Here is a 24,731-nt window from a genome sequence, read left to right on the forward strand (position 1 = left end):
TGTGTATTTGATTGACAAAATTGACAAAATGGTAATTAGGAAGGAGAAACCAGATTTATTTTGTTTAGAGAGCTTCGATATTTTGTTGCTCCAACCCAAATAAAACAGGCGTCTGGGATTAGTGAATTGGTGTTATGAGGTAGCCGATCGCCACTAAGCGCAACTAAGCGCAGTACAGCAATCGTTCCGGTAGCACTTCCTGTACCTTCAAACGGTTGCGGTGCAAATCGCCATAAACATTGAGATAATCCAATTCAGCAGGGGTTAATTGACCTTTTTGGATACCTGCGATCGCAGCATCTATCTCTTCCCGGCTTTGCCAACCTGCCAAACAGACATCCACGCAGTTTTGGCTCAAAGAATAGCGATACAAATCCGGCACAGAAGGTTGCCAACATCCCGCAGGCAAACCAGCCGGAATATCCCAAAGCGCACCGGAATGAGAACCTGTAGACTTAAAAGTAACTATCCCCGGTCGTTCTGCATCTTGCGTATCCAACTGATTGAAAATCTGACTTTGAGCGGAACGGTGGGCGACATTATGCCTCACCATCACCACATCTAACAGCGGACTATCCAACCACTGCCGAGCCAAAGTGATATCGTGGAACGACGCACCAATATAACGCACAGCACCCATTTTTTTGAGGCGTTCGGAAGTCCCAAACATTCTTTCGATCGTGCGCTGATAAACCGAATTTTTGCCTCTCAAATCAGGAGAAAGCTGCAAACAATCTTGTAAAGCTTGTCCGTCATTAGTGCCGAACCAACCCCAAAACAAAACATCAATATAGTCAATTCCCAGTTCCACAAACTGATCCAACAATGCTGCCATCGCTGCTTCTGGACTTTTGATATAAGTCACCGTCGCCAGCACCACTTTCTCCCGCACTGACGAACGGCGATCGCATAATTTTCGCAGCGCATCAGCCATCGAACTGTAGATATAGTGGTGCAAGTCGCTGGAATAGAAAAAGTAGTTAATTCCTCGATCGAAAGCGTAAAGAGTATCATCGCTAGAAATACCGCCCCCGCCTCCTAATCCCAGACAACTAACAGTTAAATCGGTGCGTCCCAGCTTGCGGTAAAACGGCAAATCAGACGGTGGGAAATTATCAACTACAGAAGCGATCGTATTTGAAGGAGCGATCGCATTTGAAGAAGCGATCGATGGTAAAGCGAGATCGGTTATTTTCATAGTTCTAAAGCTGTATAAATATCTTCAGAATTCGCATTGAGATAGGCACGCTGCCAGTCAATCCCCACTAGCGAGAAGTGCTTAAAAATAGCATTGATTCGCGCTTCTGGTAACTCATCTCCTTTGTGCCAAGCTTCTAATAAGCCATTGGCCACAATTTGGCAGCGGTTCATCCCGAAGCTTTCTTGGGCTGCAAATTTGTAGTCTGGTTCTTCTGCTAGCCCTAAACCAGGCGCTAGCGGTTTGGTAAATAAGGGAATTTCTTTTTTGAAATGTGCTTTATCCTCTGCATATACTGTTTGTAAAACTAGCCTGACTGCTTCATAACTACTTTTTTCAAAGTAGAGAACTCCTGAGTCATAACGCCCGTAATCACCGGGGTTGTATAACACTTTAAAAGTAAAGGGAAGTAAGATAGCATTGAGCCGGTGCGTCAGCTTGCCCATAACTGCAACTGCACCTTCAGGAGTTAAGTTAAAGTAAACGCGCACTGTTTCCAAAGGTTTGTCTGTATCGTAACTTTGCGGCCCGGCGTTCCCAACTGCCATGTAAAATCCGTTTTGAACGAAATTTTTGGGCATCCGAATAGTGACACAATCGCCAATGCCAGCATTTTTTTGATGTGATTGAAGGTGGTATTCTCGATCGATATGTAAAGTTAACCCGCCTTTATTAACAGCTAAACTACCGTCAGTTTCTTGCCTGACTGCAACCCAATCAGGCTCGAAGTAGCCTTCTCCATCATTATTTTCGTGCAATCGATCGTAAAAGGCTAAATCTACTCCGAGAATGGTGTTATTTTCTAAATTTTGATACAGGGATTTGGCATCTGAATTTGCATCTGGTGCAAGGGCATTTTTCAGGGAACCATTATAATGGATACCGTACAGGAAACTGCGAAGTTGCAAGTTGATATATAGATTTTGAACTTCTGCTGGCATTCCTTTAAAGCGGTTGACTACCTCCGCAGGAAGTTCTAACGGTTTGTAATCGGGGTGAAGAATACAGAAATCAGGCTGAATTTGTACTTTGATGATGTCTTGCAGGGTATCTAACAACCTGCTTTCAATAGAATTTGAGTGTTGAATTGGAGGAGAATCAATTAGTTGCATATCGAGTTGCATCGCGAGGGAATATTTTAAGCGGCTTGGTTGAGTTGAGTGTGGCTAGTAGCAGCACTGCCGAAAACAGTTGGCATTGATTGTTCGGGACGGCACAGCAAACTTTTGGCAACTTGGAGCATACAAATTCCGGTATTGCCAAAAGATTTTTGATATTGGATTGTGGCTTGAATTTGTTGAATTAATGCCAACCCAGCAAATTGCACGACTCGCTTTAAGAAATCGGGGCGGTGTTCTACTATTTCTGGGAAGGTATCACAATAAGCTACCGTCATAGCATTAATTGAAGGCTGAATCTGTTCGAGAGGAGTTGCGGCTAATCGCAACGATTCTTCGATCGTGAGTGTCTGACTGATGACTAAACTACTCAACCAAACCAGCAGGTAGCTGGCGATTAAAGTTCCTAAATCAAAGGCGGGATCTCCCCAAGCAGAACGTTCCCAATCAATTAGTCGGACAATGTTTCGATCGGATTGTTGCCAATCTTGGTGAATGAGGATGTTATTGAGTTTTAGATCGTTGTGAGTCAAGCAACAAGGGTTATAAGCTGTAGAAAGCTCTGTTATTGCTTGCGCGAGGCTTTCGTAACGTTGGTAGAGAACGAAGAACTTTAAACCGTCTGCGGGAACTAAACCGAAGATTTCGGGGGTGATTCGTTCTAAACTGCGAATTAAGTTAGGCACCAAACATTTTACTTCATTGTCAGTATCTCGATCGAAGAATTCTTGATAATTTTTACGGTTGAAGGTTGAGCGATGGATGGTAGCGATAATAGTGCCGATCGAGGATGCGATCGCGATCGGGAAAACATTCTCTTTTGCATAGAAATCAGCTAAATCGCGGCAGTCATCTAGGTAGTTGAAAACCAGGATGGAATTTTCCGCATCAAAATGCGACACTACTGGCAATAACGAACGCAAGCTGTCCCGTTCGGGGAATAGCTGTAAAAACTCTTGAATTCGCCATTCGTTGAGAAATTCGCCAGCAGCTTTGCCATCAGAGGCATAGCGTTCCTGCTTGACAAGGTATTTATAACCGTTGGAAAGAGTTACTAACAGGTTAAAGTTTTTAGCGGCAACGGAATCTACATGAAAGAGGTCTGGCTCTGTATCGGTACAGAGCTCTACATCTCTTAAATACTTGGCAACGTTATGGGAACTTAAAAGAAGTGCCATTGTTCAAAAATATGCAAATCAATTTGTGCGATCGGGAAATTTCGTAATTGTCAATATCTTAGACAATCGGAGTAAGTTTATCTCTTAAGTTGAGGCGAGTTTTTAGCTAAAACATTCAAAATTATGTCTGCTAATTTATGCAAATTGTTCAAAAGCTGCTCAATTGAATAAGTAAGGGCGATCGAGCTAGCTAACAGCCAGAGGCGATCGCATTTGAGGACTGAATTTTAGAACTGGAGGGCGATCGCAGTCGATTGTGGGACAATGCAATGACAGAGGCAACCAGCCAGATATTCTGGGACTGCCTGTGAGGTCTAGCGCCCCACTTTTGGAGGAATGCGCCCAGAAGCTGGACTGTTGTAACTCCAACTCAAGCAGTTATGTCTCAAGAGTTAGACACCAGCCCCACTTTCAGCCTCAGCACGGGGGCAAGCAACAGATGCACTGCTACTGCCTTGCTCAGAGACAATGCTGCATCCCCAACTCAGAGCTACCCGCATAAATGTCGGCTGACGACACCAATAAGTTAGTAGCACACTTTAGAGGACGCTCTTCCAGCCACTATGCTTCAGTCGCCCAATTTCCCCCATGACTCCGAGTCAAAAACCTCTGAGCCTCTGTACTGGCCAACAGCTTCCTCTCCAGCGAGGCTGCTGTAAACTCAAAACTTCTGGCTCAATTCCTCCTTTATTGTTCTTCGATAACAAACTAAGATGACCAACCCTTCTCACCAGGGAAATATTCCCCGACTGCCGGAACGTCAAAATTACACCGACGAATTTTGCACCTATCTCATGCTGAATACCAGCAAAAATGCCCAGATTATTGAGTGGCACAACCAGAATCATCTCAGAACCAATTTTAAGTTGTATCAACAACGACACCCAGAATTCGCACAGTTATGTTCCCAGCCAAATCACCGCCAAAATCTAGCACTATTTTGGAGAAAAATAGCAATTAATACGGCATCAATTTCTCAAGAATGGGAACCCAGAAATCGCAAGAGACTAGCCTTAGAACACTTGGCCAGTTACTTTGAAAAAAACTGCTATTATGCAGCTAAAGAAGTCTCGAAAAACTCCCAGGAGCAGCTTTGGGACGAGTATCTCTGCTCTGCTCGCATTTTTATCTACAATCCTGACAATCTGTGCCGCGTGTTACAATCCTATGATTGCGATCGTCAGGCTTCTTTAGATACCTACATTCAAGCTGCCTTGAGCCAAGATATCCGAGATAAAATGTCTGTAGGTAAGTTTTCGCCGTGGCGAATGCTAGTTAAAAAATCCGATAAACTGCTTCGGGAAGCCCTAGAAACTTCTGCGATTCCAGAACCAACAATTACCCAATGTATCTTTGCACGCAAATGTTTTAAACAAGTTTATAGCTTAAACAAAGTTTATAATCCTGCGGTCAGGAAAAGAGGGGATAAATGGCACGAGGCTGATACTGAAGACTTTCGGCAGACCGCTGAATCTTACAATGCAGAAAAGGTCCTCTTGAATGCACCTCACGAAGTCTCCGCTGGCTCAAATATCAATCAAGAGCAAGTGCAAGCTTGGATGAAATTATGTATTCAAGCATTACAAAATTACCAAAATCCCATTAACCATAACATCAACATCCCCTGGGAATCACTTGAGGAAAAAGGCGGTGAAAACTTATCTCAGTCAAATACCGAAGAATCTTTCGATATAGAAGCAGATGAAAATACTGAGAAAAATGGCAGAAAAAGCCAGCAAGTTCACTCTGCTTTTCGCAAACAGATAGAAGAATTTAAACCAGATCAACACAAAACTCTCCTGCTTTATTATGGTTGCGGCATCAAGCAAACACAACTAGAAATTAAAATAGGAATCAGTCAATCTGCCATTTCTCGTCGCCTGAATACTATTAAAACAAAACTCATCAAAACTATGGCTGAAATGTCACAGCCGGAAGTATGGTCCGAAAAATATGTATTGCAATGGCTGCATAAAAACTTCCGCGCTCCCCTGCATTCAGATTTAATTCACGCAGCTTTAGTTGAAGCTGTCAAAAAACTTGAATCTCAAGAGGAAACTGTTTTCCATCTCTACTATGGTCAGCAGTTAAACGTAGAAAGGATTGCGATTATGCTGGGCATAAATAACTTAGAGTTGAATGCCATACTTTCTCGATCTCAGCAGAACTTACAATCCAATTTAATTGCGGAACTTGAAATTTGGCAGCGGGATTGTGTGGACAACTGGTTATTGCGCTTTTATCAATCTCAAGTTCGAGCTGTCTGTCGCAGTCGGAATCTCTCTCTTCAGGCTGAAGATGCCTCCCAAACAGTGGATGTTATCGTTGACGAATGCTTGCAAATTCTAATGGCTAACAACAAAAAAGGAGAATAAAAAATGTTTGAATTCACAAAAATCCAACCCTTTGAGTCTCAAATTTCTGATAGGCTGCGCTTGACTATTGACGAAGTAGACCTAGAGACTGCTTGGCAACAAAATCAACATCACTCTAATCCTATTTCTCGCTACAATGGTTATCTCAATGGCGCTTGTTTAAATGCTTTATTTAACTGGCTTTCTGAATGGCTGGAACCAGAGAACCCTCAACCTTTAGTCTGGCACGGTCAGGATCTTGCTAGTATTTGGGAAGTAGTCAACGGCACAGCTATTCAGATTGGTGATAGCAGACTGGTGTTTATTCCCAGTGACGAGTCAGATGTAGAAGAAATTTGTGTGCCGCAGGAATGGGTTGATATTCCTAGTTGGGCTGGTGATTATTATGTGGCTGTGCAGGTGAATTTGGATGGGGATGATGACGATCGCTGTTGGCTGGAAGTCTGCGGGTTTGCGACTCATCAGCAACTGAAGCATCAAGGCAGATACAGTGCGGGCGATCGCACTTATTCTTTAGCCATAGATGAGTTGACCGCATCTCTGACTGTCATGCAAATTACTCTAGGATTAAACTTGCAAGCAGAAGTTGCTCCCGTGCTTAATTTATCAGAGATGGAGGCGGCGAAATTATTACAGCTTTTGAGCGATTCCTCGCTATATTCTCCCCGACTGAAAGTATCCTTTGAACAGTGGGCCGCTTTCTTGGCAAATGACAAATATCGGCAATTATTGTATCACAATCGTGTAGCAAATTTTGTGCCAGTTGTCGCGAGTCCAACTCCAGCACTTTTACTTCAGCGCATGAAGAATTATCTCCAAGATGGCTGGAAGACAGGTGAGCAAATGTTTACAGAGATGTTGGGAAATGTAGACCAGAGTTTAGTTAATGGGAGGGTAGGAGCTTTGTCCTATAGGGACGGTAACTTTAAGAGTCACAATACCATTCCCACATTGATTGAAATTTCACAGAATAAGCGCAATCCCCAGAATCAATTGCAGGCGATTAAATTATTAGGTGGCCTCGAACCAGGAAATAAAGAAGCGATCGCCACCCTGACTCACCTGCTGGAAACGACTGAAAATGACGCCTTGCGCCGCGAAGCATCCGTGAGTTTGGGGAAAATTGATCCGAGTAATGAGAGTGCGGGTGTCGGCATTGGTAAGACTATTAATTTAGGGATGCGCCTTGATAGCGATCAACTTCGGCTTGTGCTGACTCTCACCCCCGAAGAAACTGATAAAATCAAGGTTCATCTGCTATTACGTCCTGAGCGATCGCCAATTCTGCCACCAAATCTGCAACTTACTATCCTAGATGAAGATGACGAAGTTTTCTTTGAAGAACAAACGGATGCTGCTGACAATCTAATTGAATATGAATTTACGGCGGCGATCGACGATTATTTCCAGGTTAAAATAGCAGTGAACGGAGTGAGCCTCAAAGAACCTTTTACTATTTAAATCAACCATCATTACCAGCCGACCAAAACCTATGATCAAGTCAATCGTCTTAGATATCAAAACAGAGAGCAAACAGCCTTATTCTGTCAGTCTTCAAGTTGATAGTATATCCTATTCTATTTCTGGGTCGTTGCCACCAGCTACAGATGTGCTGAAAGCATCTGAAAATTTACGCTTAGCTCGCGAAAAAGCAGGTTGTGGTTCTTACCGCAAATTAGAACAGAGCAAAAAGGGGCAAATTACCAAAATTTCCGTTAAAGATTCAGCTAAGTCTGTGGAAACAAGTATGAATACTTGGTTGAATTCAGGAGATAAAAGATTTCAGCCTGTCCGGGATAAGCTCTTACAAGTCTTGAGCGCTGAGGGAGAAAATGTCAGATTAATCATTCAAACAGATGATATCGCTCTTTGGGAATTCCCTTGGCATTTGTGGGATGTTTTACATGATGCTGAAATCGAGCCAATTCTGAGCAAAGTCAACCATAAAGAACCCCATAAATACCAAGGCAAGAAAAATCAAAACAAGGTCAGAATTCTGGTTATCATGGGAGAAGATACAGGGATCAATATTAAGGCAGATTTGAAGCTTTTGACCGAAAAGCTTCACCAAATATCTGCCTACATTAAACCTCTGATAGCTACTTCCAACAGCGAGCTCAATGATGAGTTATGGCGACAGCATTGGGATATTTTATTCTTTGCTGGTCATAGTTCGAGCAATGCTGATTACACCGAGGGTAAACTTGCCCTCAGTGAAGCCGAAAGCATAACAATTAAAAACTTAAAGTATGGTTTAGAAAATGCTATTCAGCATGGTTTAAAATTAGCGATTTTCAATTCTTGTGACGGCATGGGATTAGTGCAGGAACTCGCTTCTCTACAAATTCCAGCAGTTATCGCCATGCGAGAGCGAGTCCCTGATGAAGTAGCTCAAAAGTTTTTGGAGTATTTGTTGGAGGCATTTGCTGTAGAAAATAAGCCTTTGGATAAATCAGTTGGGAAAGCGCGGAAAAAACTGGATCGATTTGAGGTTAACTATCCTGGTGCTAGCTGGTTGCCGATGATTTATGAGTCTCCGGGTGTTGAGGCTCTAACTTGGATTGAGTTGTTGAGGGGAAATGAGGAAGAGCGCAAACGCTTTTCTATTTGGCGCAATCTTCAGACTGCGTTGATGGCAAGTGCGATCGCCACCGGTGCGATCATGGGAGTGCGATCGCTACAATTCCTCGAACCTCTGGAATTACCTGCTTACGATTATTTAATGCGACAGCGCCAAGCTGAGGCGATCGATCCCCGTATCACAGTAGTTGAAATCAATCAACAAGAAGTTGATAAGTATGGTGGCTATCCGATCAAAGAATCCGCTTTAGCAGAAATCGTCAAAAAAGTAGAAAAATATAAACCAGCAGCCTTTGGGCTCGATATATCTCGCAATCAACCTAGAATCAAGGATGATATGGATATCACAGCCCGTAAAGATTGGATCGAAATTTTTAAAAGAAATAAAAACTTTTATACCGTTTGTTCCTACCAATCGTCCGCGGCAGATTATGCTCCGCTTCCTGAGTTTTCCCCGAAACAATTAACCGGTCAAGTAGGATTTGTAGATATTTTTGATAATAACATTCAAGACAATAAACATCAGACAGTCCGTCGCCAAGTCTTATCCTATGAACCCAATTATTTGCCTAAATCTTCTAAATGTATTACACCCTACAGCTTCAGTTTTTTATTAGCATTTTCATTATTATCATCCCAGAAAATTGAACCATTACAAGTTAATCAAACTACAAAAAATTGGGAATTGGGCGGAGTAACTTTTAATCGTTTAGCCTCACACACAGGAGGTTATCAAAGCCTCGATGGCAAGAGTAGCCAAATTCTCCTCAACTACCGCGCCAATCCTAGACCAGCAAAAATAGTTTCACTGACAGATATTTTAGAGGGAAAAGTCAGCGAAAATGCAATCAAAGATCGGGTAGTCATCGTCGGCTATACTGCGGAAGTAGCTAGAGATGATTTTGATACTCCCTATGGCCAAATGCCAGGAGTATGGATTCATACCCACATGACAAGTCAAATTCTTAGCGCCGTGATGGATAACCCAAAACGACCTTTGTTAGGGGTGCTACCACAGTGGGGTAATCTGCAATGGGGCGATGCAGTATTTGTTTGGCTATGGGCGTTTACTGGCGGAGTGTTGGTGATATATGTTCGCCCCCGGCTGCACTTGACAATAGTCACTTGTGTTGCTAGCGTGCTGTTATATTACATTTGTCTTGAGATGCTTAACCAGGGCAGATGGATGCCTTTAGTTCCCTCAGCCTTAGCTTTAGTAGCGACTGGCAGTGGATTAGTCATCCATAAAATATCTCAAAATCGACAGCCGGAATAAGCATTTTAGACAAAAACACAACAACTAAATCCAAATGCCTCGGCTATATTTCCAACTAGCTTTTGCTATCATTATTGCGCTGGCAATTATCATGATTTCTCCTATCTCTTTACAAACCTACAGTGCAATTTTTTTGAGCCAATCCCCCCCACCACCTCCTCAAACACCGCCACCGCCACCGCCACGAGATAATCAACCAAGAACCGGAACCGGACTTGACCCCACTAATCCCAACTGTAAAAAGACAAGTAAGTCAATTACCGCTCTTGTACCTATTAAGAATCCGGTCTTCACGACTTCTGAATATCCAACTTTTTTGTTCTATATTCCCTACAATCCTGAAGATATAAACTCAGTCGAGTTTTCTCTGCAAACAGCAGATGGGAAAAAGAGAATTTATAAAGCTGCGGTCACTTTGCCAAAAACACCAGGAATTATTAGTGTTAGCCTGCAAAAATCTCCAAACTATGCTCTTGAACTGAATAAGTATTACCTTTGGTACTTCAAATTAAATTGTGAACCTTATACGCGATCTACGACTGACTTGTCGGTGAATGGGTTTGTCGCGCGAGTACCACTCACATCTGAACGCCAACAGCAAATCAATACAGCAACACCTGATATTTGGTATGATTCCGTCGCCAGTTTAGCTCAGCGTTTGCTGGCAAATCCTCAAGATGAAAAATTAAAAATTCAATGGATTAAGTTATTAGAATCTGCTGGATATAGAGCTCTGGCTGAAGAACCTTTAGTTGGTGCTGTGCAACTATTGGAAAAATAACTCACTAGGCTTGAGTTAATGGGGTTGTCTTACTTTTTTATAGGTTTTGTCTTCTGGATTGTCTTCTTTAATCCTATGGAGTTACAGCCAATTGCCAACGATAATATAAGGTGCCCAAAAATAGGGTTCTTTTCCTGTTTCAAAGTACGCTTTTTGAGCAATATGAAGTGCTTTCGCCCTTGTCATTCCCGGTTTACGCAACTCTTCATAGAATCGCACTATAATTTTTGTGTTGGCGGCATCTTCTGCTACCCACAAACTTGAAACGGTACTGCGGGCACCTGCCCGTATAGCTACCCCCGATAGTCCTAAGACTGCTCTATCATCCCCTTTTGCTGTTTTGCAAGCACTGAGTACCAGTAACTCGATCGCTCGAACATCCTTTTTATTACCCCTCTTAATCAATTTATCCAAATCTTGACTTTTGAGCAAGCTTCCAAAAGCAACAATAAAAGTTTTTTCGGGATCGGAGCTAAACTGACCATGTGTTTTGATATGCAGAATAGGGATATTAGCCAAGGCCAACTCTTGTTGAAGGTTGGTTAGAGTAAACTCTTCATTCAAAAATCTTTTGCTGGTTGCTACAATTTTTCCGATTCCATCCAATTCTTCTAGTAATTTTTCGATTTTTGCAAAATCTTGACCTTCTAGTGTCTGGGGTTGATCTACACCTCCTAGCAAAACTTTTAACTTGCTTGATTTTACTTGATTCCAAGGTTTAGGTTCGAGAAGCTGTAAACCCGGAACTAGAGCAAGAGCATAATTTTTTTCCATTAGATACTTATCTGAGCGCTTATCGTAAAGAGCTCCCATTGGGATCACCTGCAGGGGCCTGTCTAAGATAAATACTAATGTTTCTACATTTTTAGCATTTTCAACCAATGATTCTACTGGTTCTATCAACCATTTGTACAGTTTTTCTGATTCTGCTACGACTTCGGGAGTGCTACTTTTGTCAACTAAATATTTTTGTAGATTTTGGATTGTTTTTTTTACGAGTGTCTCCGGCTGGTAGGTTTGCCGATATTCTAAGGATGTTTTGCCTGGTAATTTCAGGATAATTGCTAAACGATCTTTTAAAATAATTGCATGGATAACTGCCGCCGTTGGATCGTATTTGTCAGCAATTCGATCTATCTCTTCTGACTTATTCACCACGACGCAAGCATCGCGAAAAAAGTTATCCAATTCAGCAACCTGAAGTGCTTCAATTACACTGCGAGCTTGTTTCAAATTCTCTTGACTAGGCTGATTATCCTGCAACAACAAGTCAACTAATTCGCGATAAACAGGTTCTACCCGATCGCGAAAATCGAATTGTCCATCCCGACTAATTGGCACTAGATCGTTGCGTAGCGACTGTAACGTATTAAATGCAGCCGTATAAGCTGCGATCGCACCGTCCACATCCTTCGCCCCATTCCAACGAATCCGCCCCAATTGCGACTGCCACTCATAGGCAAGATCCGGCGCATTTAACTGAACATTCTGCGACAACAACAAAGCTTGTTCCGTGCACTGTTGAGCCTCTAGCCACTGCTGATTTTTTTCATACACGGTACCCAAATTGCCCAAAGCATAGGCTGTTGCCCTAAAATCGCCCAAATCCCTAGCCAATGCGATCGCCTTTGCACCCAATTTGCCAACTTCTCCCCATCCCCAAGACACAGACTCAATATTTCCCAGTACACTTGCAGCCACAATTGCAGAATTTGGCAAACAGTAATTCAATATTTTATCTGAATTTACGTTAGACGAATTTGAAACATTATTAGGAGTTTTTAGTTGATTCTTGAACTTAACTAAACTATTCATCAAGCTAACTTCCGCATAAACTAGCTTGTGACTTGGCGGCAACTTATTTAATTCAGACAAAATTTCTAACCGCAATTGTTGGATTTCCTTTGGATTTGCCGCCAATCCAATTTTAAAATCAACTAAAAGACTTAATAAATTCAGTTGTGCCTGGACTTTTACAAAAGAATTCTTTGCAGCCACTTTCGCCGATTTTTTATAGGAATCTATAGCAGTTTGGTAGTATTTTTCAGACTGATCCAACTCGGACAAGAATTTGTTTCTATTTCCTATAGACTTGTAAGTATCACCTAAACTTAGTAAGATTAAAGCCTGTTCTTGAGGATATGCTTGTTGAGTAACAACTCGATCTACTTCTTCCAGCAACTCTTTTGACTCTTTCAAATAGCCAAGCTGTCTCAACACATCACCAAGGAGACGCGCCCCCGTAATTTGGATATTTTTAAAAGTCGAATTTGATGGCTTTTTGACACTTTCTTTGATTGTTACTAATTTTTCAGTAATTAACTGCTGACAATCCTGACTTGGAATGGTGAAGTTTTCTAGATTGTTTGATTCTACAACTGGGATAATTGCTTGGCAAGCTTGCTGATATAAACCTAATGCTTGCAGGGTTTTAATTTGAGCAATTAGGCTGCGTTTCCATCCTAAATTATCCTTTAATTTCACATAAATATTCGTTGCTTGCTTCCCTGTTTGCAAAGCAAGAGTGATTTGTCCCTGTTCCCATTGCCCATTAGATTGAATATCGAGGATTTGAGCGATCACCTTTAATTCCCCTGGCGACTTTACCCCAGTTTCCTCCGGTAACAAACTCCGACTCAGGCCGATCGCACTATTAGCCTCTTTCCAATCCCCCAACTGTTGATATGTCAACGAAAGATTACTCAGGGCGATCGCCTGATTCAACCAATCCCCCCCCACCTCAAAACCCGCAACAGCTTGCCGCCAATGCTTCGCAGCCTCTGGGAAATCCCCTGCGGCATAACTGGTTCTAGCCAAATCTTCCCAGGCTTGGGGTGATCGCGACTGATTGCCAATCCCTAATTTTCCAGAAATTACTGAAAATTCATCCCCTTTTTCCCAACTAATTAGAGAATGTGATACCCCACTTTTTTCCAAATTCAATCCCGATTGAGCCTTGACATTGGCAGCAAACAATGATAACAATACTGCCACAAATAAGATAGTAAATAGCCTCAGACTTCGCCCCCACGTCAGACTTGCTGGTTTCAAAAAGAGAACCTGGATAGAACGGAAAAATGTAAACCTTTTTCTTGCCATGTTGTCCCCCTCGAATTCACATCAACTAAAGGAATACCCCAATAAAAATTGGCCGACATACTATCACCCAATTCCCACCGCAAACCCGTACCAACCGAGAGCAATAATTGACGCTCTAAGCTATCTCTACCTGAACTATTCCAAACAGTACCAGCATCAACAAAAGGAGTAATTTGTAAAACCCCTAACCCTCGATCGGACCTACCAAAAATCGGAAACCTAAGCTCCGCCGATGCTGAAATTCCATTATCAGCCAACAGAATATCCTGCCGATAACCTCTGACACTATTCCCACCTCCAATCCCAAATTGTTCTAGAGGTAAAAGTGTCCTATTCGCCAATTGTATATCAGTTTTTGCCAATACAAAAGTGTCTCTTTTCAAGCGGCGAATCCATTGTCCCTGACCCCGCCAGGCCAAAAATCGGCTATCAGGAGCCTCGCTATTAACAGTAGCATTAAACGCTCCTAATCCCAAACTAAATTGAGAGCGCAAAGCCAATAATTCATCATTGTTCCGCACAGTCCAATCTTGAAAAAACCTGATTGCTGATATTCCCGTGCGCCCTTTGGCATCCGCACCCGCAGACAGGGGAAAATCTTCCCCTAAAATGGAAGTGCCACTTTCTCGCCTAGTTGCTGTCACTCCTACGGCTAATTCTTGTCGGGGATTTCTCAATATAGGTTGGCGCAAAGTTAGATCAAAGTATTGGGCTGCTGCTCTTATATCAACTTTTTCAAAAGGTTCTTCAATGACACGATTGGCAGTAACACCGGCTGACAAATTAATTGTGCCATTGTTAGGATTTAAGGGCAGTGTATAGCTGAGGTCAAAAGCATTGCTGCCGTCCGTATTGGTGTAAGCTAGACTTAAACCATCTCCTTTTCCTAATAAGTTGGCTTCGGTTAGTTGTAATTGACGGCGGAAACTGCCGATGCTGGGAGCCCGTCGATTATCTAGTAGCAATGCAGCACTAAAGGTTTTTCCCTCCTCGAATTTAACTTCTAGGGCACTTCTGTATAACTGGGAACCGGGTATTAATTCAGCAGAAATACTTTTAATTAAGGGATCGAGTTGGAGCAACCGCAGGGCATCTAAGAGACGAGATGTTTGTAGGGGCTGGGAGGCGATCGCCAAACGGCTGCATATATAATTGAAATTGAGTCGCTGTTTTCCCGTCCGCCTCCTGACTCGAATTGATTCTAAGCCACCTTCGACTATTTTAATGATAACTTCCCCAGCAGCGCCTCGGTTTTGTAACCTTTGATTTGGTTCTTCGCTAGTGGTGGGAAGGTAGGCAAAAGAATTTATATATCCTTTCTCATTATAGAATTTTGTTACTTCTGAAATAATTTGCTGCAATTGGGCAAATGTGATTCGGTTAGTATTGCTATCTAATTTGAGGATTTTCTTGATAATTTCTTGTTCTAGGGTTTTTTGACTGAAAACTGTATTGCCAATGAAGCGGAAGTTAGTAACGGAGATTGCTTCGATTACTTCATTGGTTTTGTTATCTTCTGGTGTTTGGGTTGTGGGAGATTGGGGTTCGACCGATCGCGCGATCGGACATTCATAAACCTCACTGGTATCGGAATTAGGTTCAGTTTCCCCTTGTTGTAAGCTAGGAGATGGTTCAGGCTGGGGTAGGTTTGGCTCGGAAGGGGCTGTTTGCGGTGCTAAAGGTTCTGAGAGGCTAGGAGTTTGAGTTTCGATCGGTGTTTGTGCTGTGAAGTCTACTGGAAATAAGGGAACGGTTTGTGCTTTCAGTGGCAAAAGCGTCCAATTACTAGCTAATACTCCCACAGCTATTTGTAGGAGGAAATCGCCCTTTTTTTTATTTCCTTTATTGGCCATAGCAACCACCGATAGGTTGAACGGGGCTTTGGGGGGTAACAGTAGCAGGATTAGCAGTAAAAATCACTTCTCCTTTGCTGTTAATTGCCCAACCTTGAGCCGATAGGACGGGTCGGTTAGGGGCTCCGACTTGTTGGGGTGGAGCAGTTCTGGTTCGTTGTTGTACAGGGGCTACAGCATCGGCTAAACCGACAGCGGTGGAGCCATTACCGGGAGTTTCTGCTGGATTTGCTGGCAAGCCGCGGCCAATTCTGGTGAAGGTTTTGTCGGTTCCTGACTGTCGTTGATTTGGGCAAATTTGGGCGATCGCATCTGGATTCGCGATCGTCCTTGGTAATTGAATCACGCCTTGGGTGGGGTCAATATCCGGTGTGTTGAGGAGAACTTGGCCGTCCAGTTCAGGGCCTCGCAAGGACGTGGCGGTGATGTCGCTGGTGAGGTTGGATGCGGGATCTGTTGCGCGGCGCGATCGGGCACCGAAGATTCCTTCTGGGGCAGTAATTTCAACACGGCCAGCTTCGCGGTTGACTGCATTGGCGGTGATGTCACTATTAGTGCCAGCAATTAAGGCTCTGGTATCAATCCTGATATTGCCACCTATGGCATCGCCAGTGGCTGTAACCGTAATATTGCTGTTGTTACGCATTTGTAAGAAGTTGGGAACTTGGAGGTTGATATTGCCGGAGTCACCGGATCTAGTTTCTGCGGTAATGGTTCCTCTGTCTAGTCGGATGTCACTGGCTGTTACCTCCAGGTTGCCGGCAGAGCCCATACCTCTACTCCCATCCACAGCAACACTTGCCCCATCCCTTACCCTCAGCAGTCCCGTATTTATCATTACACTCCCTGCTTCTCCGCTGCCCGTTGTTACTGCGGTCAAACGGCTGGGCAAGCGCCCGTCCGCGCTGACTAAGGGAGAAACCTCTGCTGGCACAATGCCGGAAGTTCCAGTCACTTCAATAGACTCTGAGGCATTGACTGCAAGAGAACCTCCCTTTCCACCTGCAAAAGTATCTGCTGATATCGCGGCTCCATCCCGAACCATTAACTGCTTCGTTGTTACTGTTAGGTTATCTGCATTACCAGCATCAGAGTCCGTTGCTCTCCCTGTGGACTGGGTGAACAAACCGCTGGGAGTTCCATCTATACCTGTGCCAGCGAGTTCGACAGATTCTCGGGCGTTTACAGTTAAAGTCCCTGCTTGCCCACTGCCTTGAGTTGTCGCTAGTACCTGACCGCCATTTTGAGCTATTAAGCGTTCTGTTGCGATACTGATATTGCCACCGCGTCCATTACTTGAAGTGAGAGCCGATACTCCAGCCTGATCTTGAATAATCAACTGCTCGGACGCTTGAATGAGTATATTGCCTGCATTCCCCGTGCCATTGGTGCTAGATGAAATTTCACCTCCATCTCGCAAAATTAACTCTCTGGTGGAAATGGTTAAGTCTTGTGAATTGCCAGAAGAACCAGGTTCAGCCTGAGTTAACAAGGCACTAGGACTTTCACCGTTTGCCGATCGGCCAATTACTTCTACAGACTGGGAAGCCGTGACAGTTAATATTCCTCCTGAACCCTCAGAGAAAGTATTTGAGCCTATCTGTGCCCCCTCTCGCAGAATTAATCGACCAGTGGCGATCGTCAAATCTCCTGCATTTCCCGTTGCTGGCAAAGTTTGCCCTTCTTGTATATCAACTTGAGCAAAAAAACCGCTGGGCACGCCATCAGGATTAGTTCCACTCAGTTCTATGGAATCTGTCGCTGTGACGGATAAATTGCCCCCTCGACCAGAACCGTAGGTTGTTGTATCTACATAACCGCCACCTTCAGCGATGAACTGTGCTGCTTGGATAGAGACTGTACCTCCGTCTTGGCTTCCGAAAGTCTGAGAGATAATTCCTGAGTCCTCCGTCAGCACCACCCGCCGTCCCTGTACTTGAATAGTGCCGCCACCTTCACCGCTAGCATCTATATCACTAGCGTTTACAGCCGCGCCCTGTGATAGTTGAATATCTTGGAAGTTCTGGACACCTGCATATCCCAAAGCGAAACCTGAGTCATTGAAAGTCAAGCTAACTAAACTGTTAGCACCGACACTGCCAAGTTCAATTCTGCCTCCCGGTGCTGTCAAAAAGCCACCGGGAAGCACTACGTCGCCGCCCACTAGCGCTAAAATTTGACCAGGTGAAACTTCTAAACCTACGGGCTGCTCATTTCCTTGGCCGCTGTCTTCAAAAGCAGAAACCGCCACAGATTGATTGACAATTTTACCGGGATTCGAGCCAAATTGCAAGCTAGTGGGAATGCTGATAGTTAGCAGAGGATTTGCTTGGGGATTGGTGGCACTGAATGAGGTGCCGTCAGCGAAATTGATGCTATTGGCTGTAGTGCCTAGAAACGAGCCACCGATATTCAGGCTGGCATTCGGGCCAAAAATAATGCCGTTGGGGTTGAGGAGAAATAGGTTAGCGTTGCCGTTGGCTTGAATTAAACCATCAATGTTAGAAATTGACCCGCCTGTGACGCGAGTGAAGATACTTTGAATCGTATCAGCGTTGTTGAAAAACGCTCTGCCACCGGTGGGGACGGAAAATTCTCGAAAACTATGGAACAGGTTGCGATCGGCTTCTGTGCCGCCTTCAATGGTTAAGGTGTTGCCGTCAGGGGTGACTGTGGAATTGTTGGGTAGAGTGGCATCGGGGACAATTTGGGCCGTTACCAAAGTTGGAAAGCCACAAAGGTAAAATAGAATACAGAATATTTTTGCTTTTGTTTTATGGCTCACGAGGAAGGAAGATATAAAAGGGTTATGAGTCAAAATGTTGAGCTAATCTTACAAGATAATGAGCTGAGGATGTAACCATCACCCGATTAATTGTAGGAAAATGGCACGGCGCCGTACCCTGACTGTCGGTAACGGGTAAAATCAACCGGATTGGATGATGAAATTGCCCGATCGTGCGATCGGATATAACCGTGGTTGCATATTATTTAACCAATCTTATATTTAATTAGAACAGCATCAGTAGAACCTGCATAGGGTTGACCTTCCAAAGAACCACTAACACTACCAGTTATATAGATGTTATCAGCATTATCAATGACTAGCTTGTATGTATCATCGTTACCAGCGGTACCTAGCTGTTGGCTCCACGAAACAACTCCGCTGCTATCCAACTTGGTTACAAAAATATCATAATTTCCTGCATTGGTACTACCTTCTAAAGAACCTTTAGTCATGCCAGCAACATATATATTCCCATTTTTATCTAAGCTGATTCCGAGGGTATTTTCATCGCCAACCGTTCCAAACTGATTAGCCCAAAGCTGAGTGCCGTTGGTATCATACTTAACTAAAAAGTTATCTGATCCACCGCTATTGTTATTACCATTTAAGTTGCCTCTAGTATTCCCAGTGACATAAAGATTGCCATCATTGCCAATAGTTACTCCATAGGCTGAATCCGAGGCTGCTGTACCAAATTGACGAATCCAAACCTGATTACCATTAGTGTCATATTTAGTAATGAAGGCATCTCTTCCATTTTCAATTGTTTCATCAGTATGTCCTACAATGTAGCTATTGCCCGCATTATCAGTAGTTACTGCGCGCGCATTTTGGTCTTGCGGTGTGCCAAAATCTTTAACCCAAACCTGATTGCCATTAGTGTCATATTTAGCGATGAAGGCATCTTGATGAGGTACGTTTGACCATGCTTTTGTAGGATCGAAGGAACCCCAAGTATTACCCGCAACATAGATGTTACCTGCATTATCACTACCCACTCCCGTAGCGTAGTCGGCCAAATCCGCAAAGGTATCTTGACTACTGAATACTTTCTGCCAGATTTCATTACCATTACTGTCATACTTATAGATATAAGCATCACGATCCGAATCAGAAGAGCTATTAGTGTATCCAACAATATAAACATTATTGGCTGCGTCAATCTTTACTCCTGACGCAAAATCCGTTGCCGGATTATCTAAAAATTTCTGCCAAAGTTTGTTGCCATTACTATCATACTTGGTGAATAAAGTATCCCAATTACCGGTAGTTGTATCGCCATCCCCAGTGAAACCAACCATATAAATATTTCCTGCACTATCAGTAGCAATATCCCTACCAATCTCTTGAAGGGAAGTACCAAACTGGCGTACCCACTCAAGCTTGGGATCTGAATTTTCTTTGACTTCAAGGATCTGAGAAAACTCCGAAGTGTTATTCTCAGGATCAGTGGCAGTAGCAGTAATAAATTGACCTAGGGGCACAACTAACGGTAAATTAATGGCGACAGTCGCATTACCACTGCTATCTGTCGTCACATTCTGGAATCCAAGGAACTTCCCTCCTTCTCCATAACCACCACTGCCAAAACCAGAGTCATCTAAACCCGTGTTAGAAAAGAATTCTATTCTGAGTGTAGTATTGGGAGTGCTATTTATCTTTCCTTTAATAGTGGTATTCCCATTACTAGAAATAGCGGAAGTCAATTCAGGGAAATTCTGTAAGTTGTTAATGCCTGTGTCGCCATCTCCTAAATCATTCACAGTCAATCCATTATCTCCAAAACCGATGCCCAAGAGATCATTGCCGGAGATGGAATTAGATAAAATAGCATTGCCAGTTGAAACATCGCCGTTAATAAAGACACCATTTTTACCGTTACCGAATATCAAGTTGCCTGCCTCAATCGTTGTCCCGCCAACTATGTTATTACTGGCGTTCAAAATAGCAACACCATTATTTGTATTGCCCAAATCTTTCGTGCCAGTAACATCGCTACCGATATAGTTGCCTTGAATCAGGTTGTTATTAGCATTTGACTCGTTAATGTAAATGCCAACATTATCATTGCCCGATATGATATTGCGTGCTTTAACAGTTTTGCCACCAATAATATTATTAGGTGTCCAAACTGAAATGCCACTATAGCGGTTGCCCAAATCTTGAGTACCAGTTACATCAGTACCAAGGAAGTTGCCTTCAATGATGTTGCCACCATTATCAATCAATCGGATAGCATCAACACCAAAACGATTGATGGTTAATCCTCTGACTGTACTGTTGCCAGCAGAAATATATAAACCATCCACTGATACATTACTGCCATCTAATTCAATCACGGGTCGATTTGAAAATCCCGGCTGAGTTGTTCCATCAATAATCGCTGAATCGGTAATCTGTGGCAGTGGTGATAGTGGTCGAATGGTAAAAGCGTTGGTGCTGGTGTTGTAGCCGGGATCGGTAGGAGGAATCTTGAAAATAACTGTATCCTTGCCAGGAGTGCTATTAGCCCAAGTCAAAACCGCCCGTAAACTACCTGGCCCGCTGTCTTTTGTATTGGTAACAACATTGGGAGACTCGTCTAGTTCTAATCCATAAAGATTGAGCTTCCAACTCTTCCAATCTCCTTTCAATTCGTTGCCATTTTTATCAACAACCTGCAACTTCCATTCACCCTTTGATAACTCGCCCCAGTGTCGGATAGAGATAAACTTCCACTGATCAGAATCTGGTTCTATTTTATCGCTATTGTTGGAATTGGGGATTTCAGGTATGGTATTTGCTAACACCGATTCAGTACCATCTGGCGAAATTAGTTTCACCGTGAAGTCGCCCCAGTCTGGATGATTGGCGTCAAAAATTACTTCTGCTTTTTCAACAATAATATTCTGAGAAATCGTAGTCTTCGCTTCTATTCCCGCTGTGCTGCCATCAGGAATAGTTTGAATCACATTCTGCAAGTCAGAAGTCACTAAAACTTGATTTCCGACTGGTGTCCAATTAACAGCAGCATTCACTGCAGCGGCGGCATCAATCGCCCCAAAGCCATATTCATAACTCACCCAAAGTCCTGCTTTATTCTGCTCCCATTTTGGTTTCCCTTCCGCATCCTTGCCATTGGGATCATTTTTCTGAGCCGTCTTAGCCAGAATGTGTTCCTTATCGCGCATGGTTAGTTTAGGGTTAGCCTCTAGCATCAAAGCAATAACTCCAGAAACTAAAGGCGCCGACGCAGAAGTTCCACCAAAATCGTTAGCATAGCGAGACCCACTTTCAAAAATATCTGTTGTTGTAATCCCTTGTGAGTTATTGGGATCGCCATTGTCGGAGGAGGCTGAAATGAAAATTGCTGAGCCGGGTGTACTATATGTGGCGTGATTCCCTGCTTTGTCGATCGCTCCTACGGCGATCGCATTACGGGAACTCGCAAAACTATTATAATTGACATTCCCGTAGGAATTTCCTTCATTGCCGCCAGCAAATACATAAGTATTCCCCAGCCCATTTCGACCTTTGGCAACTCCACTTTCAAGCGCTTTCAAGGCTAAGGGTTGCCGACTCATGTATTCAGGACCCCAACTGTTATTAAAAATATCGATCGACTGGTTACGGTTCGATTGTCCTGGTTGTATCTGAGTATCAAACAAAGCATCAGCTACCTGCTTCCCGAGTGGATCAACCTTGTAATTAAGCGGATCGGTGTTACCAAATAGTCGTATTCCTGCTAATTTCGCTTCAGGAGCTACGCCAACTATACCTTTGCCGTTTTCACTGGCTACTGCAATTCCAGCTACTGCCGTTCCGTGAGGATTAGCAGTATTAATTTGTAAGGTCCAGCGTTTCAAAAGTTCTTGGCTAAGCTGGCGCATTTCGTCCGCATCATACTCATCTGGGTTGGGATTTTTAATTTCTAATTCCCAATTTCCACCCGCATAACTCCCATAAAATTGACCTTGATTCAGGTTGAAGCTTTGGGAGCTATTTCCAGTTAAATCAAGCTTGACCTTTTGTGCAAACTTCAAATCATCCCTACCAGGCCACCATAACCTTGCCCCAAAAGAAGCACGTCGATATAAAACATTGAATTCAGATTGGTCGGGACTTGACAGGAATACCTGTAACTCTTCTGGTTTGGGTAAATTAGGTGGTAGAGATTGACTGAAATCGAAGTTAGCTTGAACCTCTTTTACCATTCCTGTTAAATTTACAGGAAGAGAGAAGTTGATGCTATTCCAACTATTAACTTTGGGTTGGGAAAGATCAGCTATAAAGCTAGTTCTGGATGTGGGAGAGGGATCGCTATCTTTATCAGTAAAATCCCAACTTACATTAGGACTGTACCGACTTGTTAAATCTGGGTGCCTGTATTCCAAACCATCATCAACAATAGCAATAGTCGCGCCTCTCCCCCGCACTGCTTGAGAAGTTGCAGGATTAATTACATCCCAAGCTGCGGGGACATTTGCATTATTTAAATTCCACTGTTCGTTGTACAAAGTGTCCTGCGGTTGGTACAACAAATTTAATTGGACAGGCACCTGCGGGTAAGCATATTCTACTCCTGGCAGTGTTGTTAGCTGATTCGCCACATCTTTAACATCTATTCCTTCGGGAAATTTCCAGATAAATGTGTTAGGAATGTGGCCCGTTTCTCCCTGGTCGATCGCACCCATACTAGCGGCTAACTGCTGTGAAGACTGTCCAGGCGTTACCCAAACAACCCATTCCTTTGTTTCAGCTAAAGCTTCAGGTGGGTAGCTGTCGAGATTTGCAGCACCGACGATCGCCAATCTGACTTCATCAGACAACCCCTCTGGACCCGGATCGCTAATTAAAGCAAATTTTTCACTCGCTACTGGACTAGCACTACCTGCTTTGTCATAAGCGATCGCCGACAATTGATAACGACCCGGTTCTAAACTGCTCAAATTATCACTAAAGTTGAATCGGCCAAACCCATCGCTGTCACTGATAAACTCAGTAACATCTTTAGCGATTTCAATTTTCTCACCACTTTCTTTTTGAAACCAGAAATCGATTTTAGCAATATCGCTGACTCCTTCAGTATCAAAAACCTTAGCGCCACTAAAGCTAATTTTTTCACCCTTGGTATATAGAGGTAAAATTCTAAATTGTAAATCGCCTGGTGCACTATTGATCAACAAATTGCGTACCACTTCATTGCTGGCTGCGCCTGCTTGATCGTAGGCGATCGCCTTCAACTGGTATTTACCTGCAGCCAATCCATCCAAAGTATAATTAAAAGTTGCCCAACGATTGTCTAAACTGTCTGACGTAAAAGTAGTAGCGTCCCTAATATCTGTCCATTCTCCCCCCTCTTTTTGCAACCAGAAATCTACTTTTGCTAAGTTATTGGCTCCATTTGTATCAAAAATTTTGGCATTTGTTAACTGAATTGCCTCGTTTGGTTGATAAGTAGTTAGTAGGCTAAATTGCAAATTTTCTGGAGATTGGTTAATCGGAGTCGGAATTGGTGTTGGCGTTGGCGTTGGAGTAGGTGTTGGAGTAACTGTAGCCTCCTTGACAGTAAAGCTTTTGAGTATCGTTTCGCTGGTAGCGCCTTCTAGGTCGTAGGCGATCGCTTTTACCTCGTACTTCCCTACACTTAAATCCGACAAAAAATAGCTAAAAGTTCCCCACCCTTGGCTATCAGCAATGAAACTTTCAACATTGCCAACGTTGAGCCATTCTCCGCCTTCCTTTTTTTGAAAAATTTCGACATTTTTAAGATTAGAAACACCGTTTGCATCGTAAACTTTACCACCCGTAAAGCTAATTTTTTCTCCTAATGTGTAAGTCGTTAAAACCTCAAATTGTAAGTCTTGTGGTGCTGTATTTGTGGGAGTGGGCGTTGGAGTGGGAGTGGGAGTGGGTATTGGAGTGGGTGTTGGCGTTGGTGTAACTGTAGTTTCTTTGACAGTAAAGCTCTTGATTACCGTGTTGCTGGTATCGCCTGCTGCATCGTAGGCGATCGCCTTTACCTCATAATTTCCGGCACTTAACTCTGACAGAGAGTAGCTAAAATTTGCCCACCCTTGACTGTCTGCCGTGAAAGTTTCCGCATTACCAACCTCCACCCATTCTCCGCTTTCCTTCCTTTGAGAGAATTCTACTTTGGCGAGGTCATCAACACCGTCGGCATCGTAAACTTTACCACCAGTAAAGCTGATTTCCTCTCCCGCTGTATAAGCAGTTAAAACATCAAATTGCAAGTTTTTTGGGGCTGTATTTACTACTGGAGTTGGAGTTGGTGTTGGAGTTGGTGTTGGAGTTGGTGTAACTGTATCTTCTTTGACAGTGAAGCTTTTGAGTATCGTCTCGCTGGTATCACCTGCTACATCGTAGGCGATCGCCTTTACCTCATAATTTCCGGCACTTAACTCTGACAGAGAGTAGCTAAAATTTGCCCACCCTTGACTGTCTGCCGTGAAAGTTTCCGCATTACCAACCTCCACCCATTCTCC

At 43.4% G+C, this 24,731-nt stretch carries 11 protein-coding genes; 4 read left to right on the forward strand and 7 right to left on the reverse strand.

Features of this window, described 5'->3' with window-relative positions; all coding sequences use genetic code 11:
* Nucleotides 1-163 precede the first annotated feature (163 nt).
* Genes AACV78_RS27295 through AACV78_RS27305 form a run of 3 tightly spaced genes read right to left on the reverse strand, consistent with a single transcriptional unit; the run spans nucleotide 164 to nucleotide 3,494 of the window.
* Entirely contained in the window at nucleotides 164-1,198 is a 1,035-nt protein-coding gene (locus AACV78_RS27295; RefSeq protein WP_194008273.1) for an aldo/keto reductase, read from the reverse strand.
* Nucleotides 1,195-2,310 (reverse strand): T3SS effector HopA1 family protein, encoded by a 1,116-nt coding sequence (locus AACV78_RS27300; protein WP_194008272.1) that lies wholly within the window; start codon nucleotides 2,308-2,310, stop codon nucleotides 1,195-1,197. The genes AACV78_RS27295 and AACV78_RS27300 overlap by 4 nt, the downstream gene beginning before the upstream one ends.
* Before the next feature lie 26 nt (nucleotides 2,311-2,336).
* Nucleotides 2,337-3,494, reverse strand: coding sequence for a phosphotransferase (locus AACV78_RS27305; RefSeq protein ID WP_194008271.1), 1,158 nt, complete (start codon nucleotides 3,492-3,494; stop codon nucleotides 2,337-2,339).
* A gap of 713 nt (nucleotides 3,495-4,207) precedes the next feature.
* Between AACV78_RS27305 and AACV78_RS27310 the strand changes: the two genes are divergently transcribed.
* The 4 genes from AACV78_RS27310 (at nucleotide 4,208) to AACV78_RS27325 (ending at nucleotide 10,506) form a co-directional block, all read left to right on the forward strand.
* On the forward strand, nucleotides 4,208-5,869 hold the full coding sequence (locus AACV78_RS27310; RefSeq protein ID WP_194008270.1) for a sigma-70 family RNA polymerase sigma factor: 1,662 nt from the start codon (nucleotides 4,208-4,210) through the stop codon (nucleotides 5,867-5,869).
* A 3-nt stretch (nucleotides 5,870-5,872) separates the two neighbouring features.
* Nucleotides 5,873-7,330: a DUF1822 family protein gene (locus tag AACV78_RS27315; RefSeq protein WP_194008269.1), complete on the forward strand. Its 1,458-nt coding sequence runs from the start codon at nucleotides 5,873-5,875 to the stop codon at nucleotides 7,328-7,330.
* A gap of 31 nt (nucleotides 7,331-7,361) precedes the next feature.
* Nucleotides 7,362-9,725: a CHASE2 domain-containing protein gene (locus AACV78_RS27320; RefSeq protein ID WP_194008268.1), complete on the forward strand. Its 2,364-nt coding sequence runs from the start codon at nucleotides 7,362-7,364 to the stop codon at nucleotides 9,723-9,725.
* 91 nt (nucleotides 9,726-9,816) lie between these two features.
* The gene (locus tag AACV78_RS27325) at nucleotides 9,817-10,506 is read left to right on the forward strand and encodes a DUF928 domain-containing protein (RefSeq protein WP_194008267.1); all 690 of its coding nucleotides are present in this window, start codon (nucleotides 9,817-9,819) and stop codon (nucleotides 10,504-10,506) included.
* Nucleotides 10,507-10,587: 81 nt separating this feature from the next.
* On the opposite strand, the gene AACV78_RS27330 is transcribed toward AACV78_RS27325, so the two are convergent.
* The 4 genes from AACV78_RS27330 to AACV78_RS27345 all read right to left on the reverse strand — a co-directional run bounded on the left by AACV78_RS27330 (nucleotide 10,588) and on the right by AACV78_RS27345 (nucleotide 24,722).
* Complete coding sequence (locus tag AACV78_RS27330) at nucleotides 10,588-13,557, reverse strand: CHAT domain-containing protein (protein WP_194008266.1); 2,970 nt, start codon at nucleotides 13,555-13,557, stop codon at nucleotides 10,588-10,590.
* The gene (locus tag AACV78_RS27335) at nucleotides 13,554-15,458 is read right to left on the reverse strand and encodes a ShlB/FhaC/HecB family hemolysin secretion/activation protein (protein ID WP_194008265.1); all 1,905 of its coding nucleotides are present in this window, start codon (nucleotides 15,456-15,458) and stop codon (nucleotides 13,554-13,556) included. The genes AACV78_RS27330 and AACV78_RS27335 overlap by 4 nt, the downstream gene beginning before the upstream one ends.
* Nucleotides 15,448-18,180 (reverse strand): two-partner secretion domain-containing protein, encoded by a 2,733-nt coding sequence (locus AACV78_RS27340; protein WP_228042026.1) that lies wholly within the window; start codon nucleotides 18,178-18,180, stop codon nucleotides 15,448-15,450. Before AACV78_RS27340 ends, AACV78_RS27335 begins: the two co-directional genes overlap by 11 nt.
* Before the next feature lie 269 nt (nucleotides 18,181-18,449).
* Complete coding sequence (locus AACV78_RS27345) at nucleotides 18,450-24,722, reverse strand: S8 family serine peptidase (RefSeq protein ID WP_339383805.1); 6,273 nt, start codon at nucleotides 24,720-24,722, stop codon at nucleotides 18,450-18,452.
* Nucleotides 24,723-24,731: the final 9 nt, after the last annotated feature.

This window comes from Tychonema sp. LEGE 07196 (assembly GCF_963890365.1).
In the GTDB taxonomy this organism is placed as follows: domain Bacteria; phylum Cyanobacteriota; class Cyanobacteriia; order Cyanobacteriales; family Microcoleaceae; genus Microcoleus.

Excerpts from the sequence above, each read along its gene's own strand:
- AACV78_RS27295 (WP_194008273.1), bottom strand. The coding sequence starts at position 1,198 with ATGAAAATAACCGATCTCGCTTTACCATCGATCGCTTCTTCAAATGCG.
- AACV78_RS27300 (WP_194008272.1), bottom strand. The coding sequence starts at position 2,310 with ATGCAACTAATTGATTCTCCTCCAATTCAACACTCAAATTCTATTGAA.
- AACV78_RS27305 (WP_194008271.1), bottom strand. The coding sequence starts at position 3,494 with ATGGCACTTCTTTTAAGTTCCCATAACGTTGCCAAGTATTTAAGAGAT.
- AACV78_RS27310 (WP_194008270.1), top strand. The coding sequence starts at position 4,208 with ATGACCAACCCTTCTCACCAGGGAAATATTCCCCGACTGCCGGAACGT.
- AACV78_RS27315 (WP_194008269.1), top strand. The coding sequence starts at position 5,873 with ATGTTTGAATTCACAAAAATCCAACCCTTTGAGTCTCAAATTTCTGAT.
- AACV78_RS27320 (WP_194008268.1), top strand. The coding sequence starts at position 7,362 with ATGATCAAGTCAATCGTCTTAGATATCAAAACAGAGAGCAAACAGCCT.
- AACV78_RS27325 (WP_194008267.1), top strand. The coding sequence starts at position 9,817 with ATGATTTCTCCTATCTCTTTACAAACCTACAGTGCAATTTTTTTGAGC.
- AACV78_RS27335 (WP_194008265.1), bottom strand. The coding sequence starts at position 15,458 with ATGGCCAATAAAGGAAATAAAAAAAAGGGCGATTTCCTCCTACAAATA.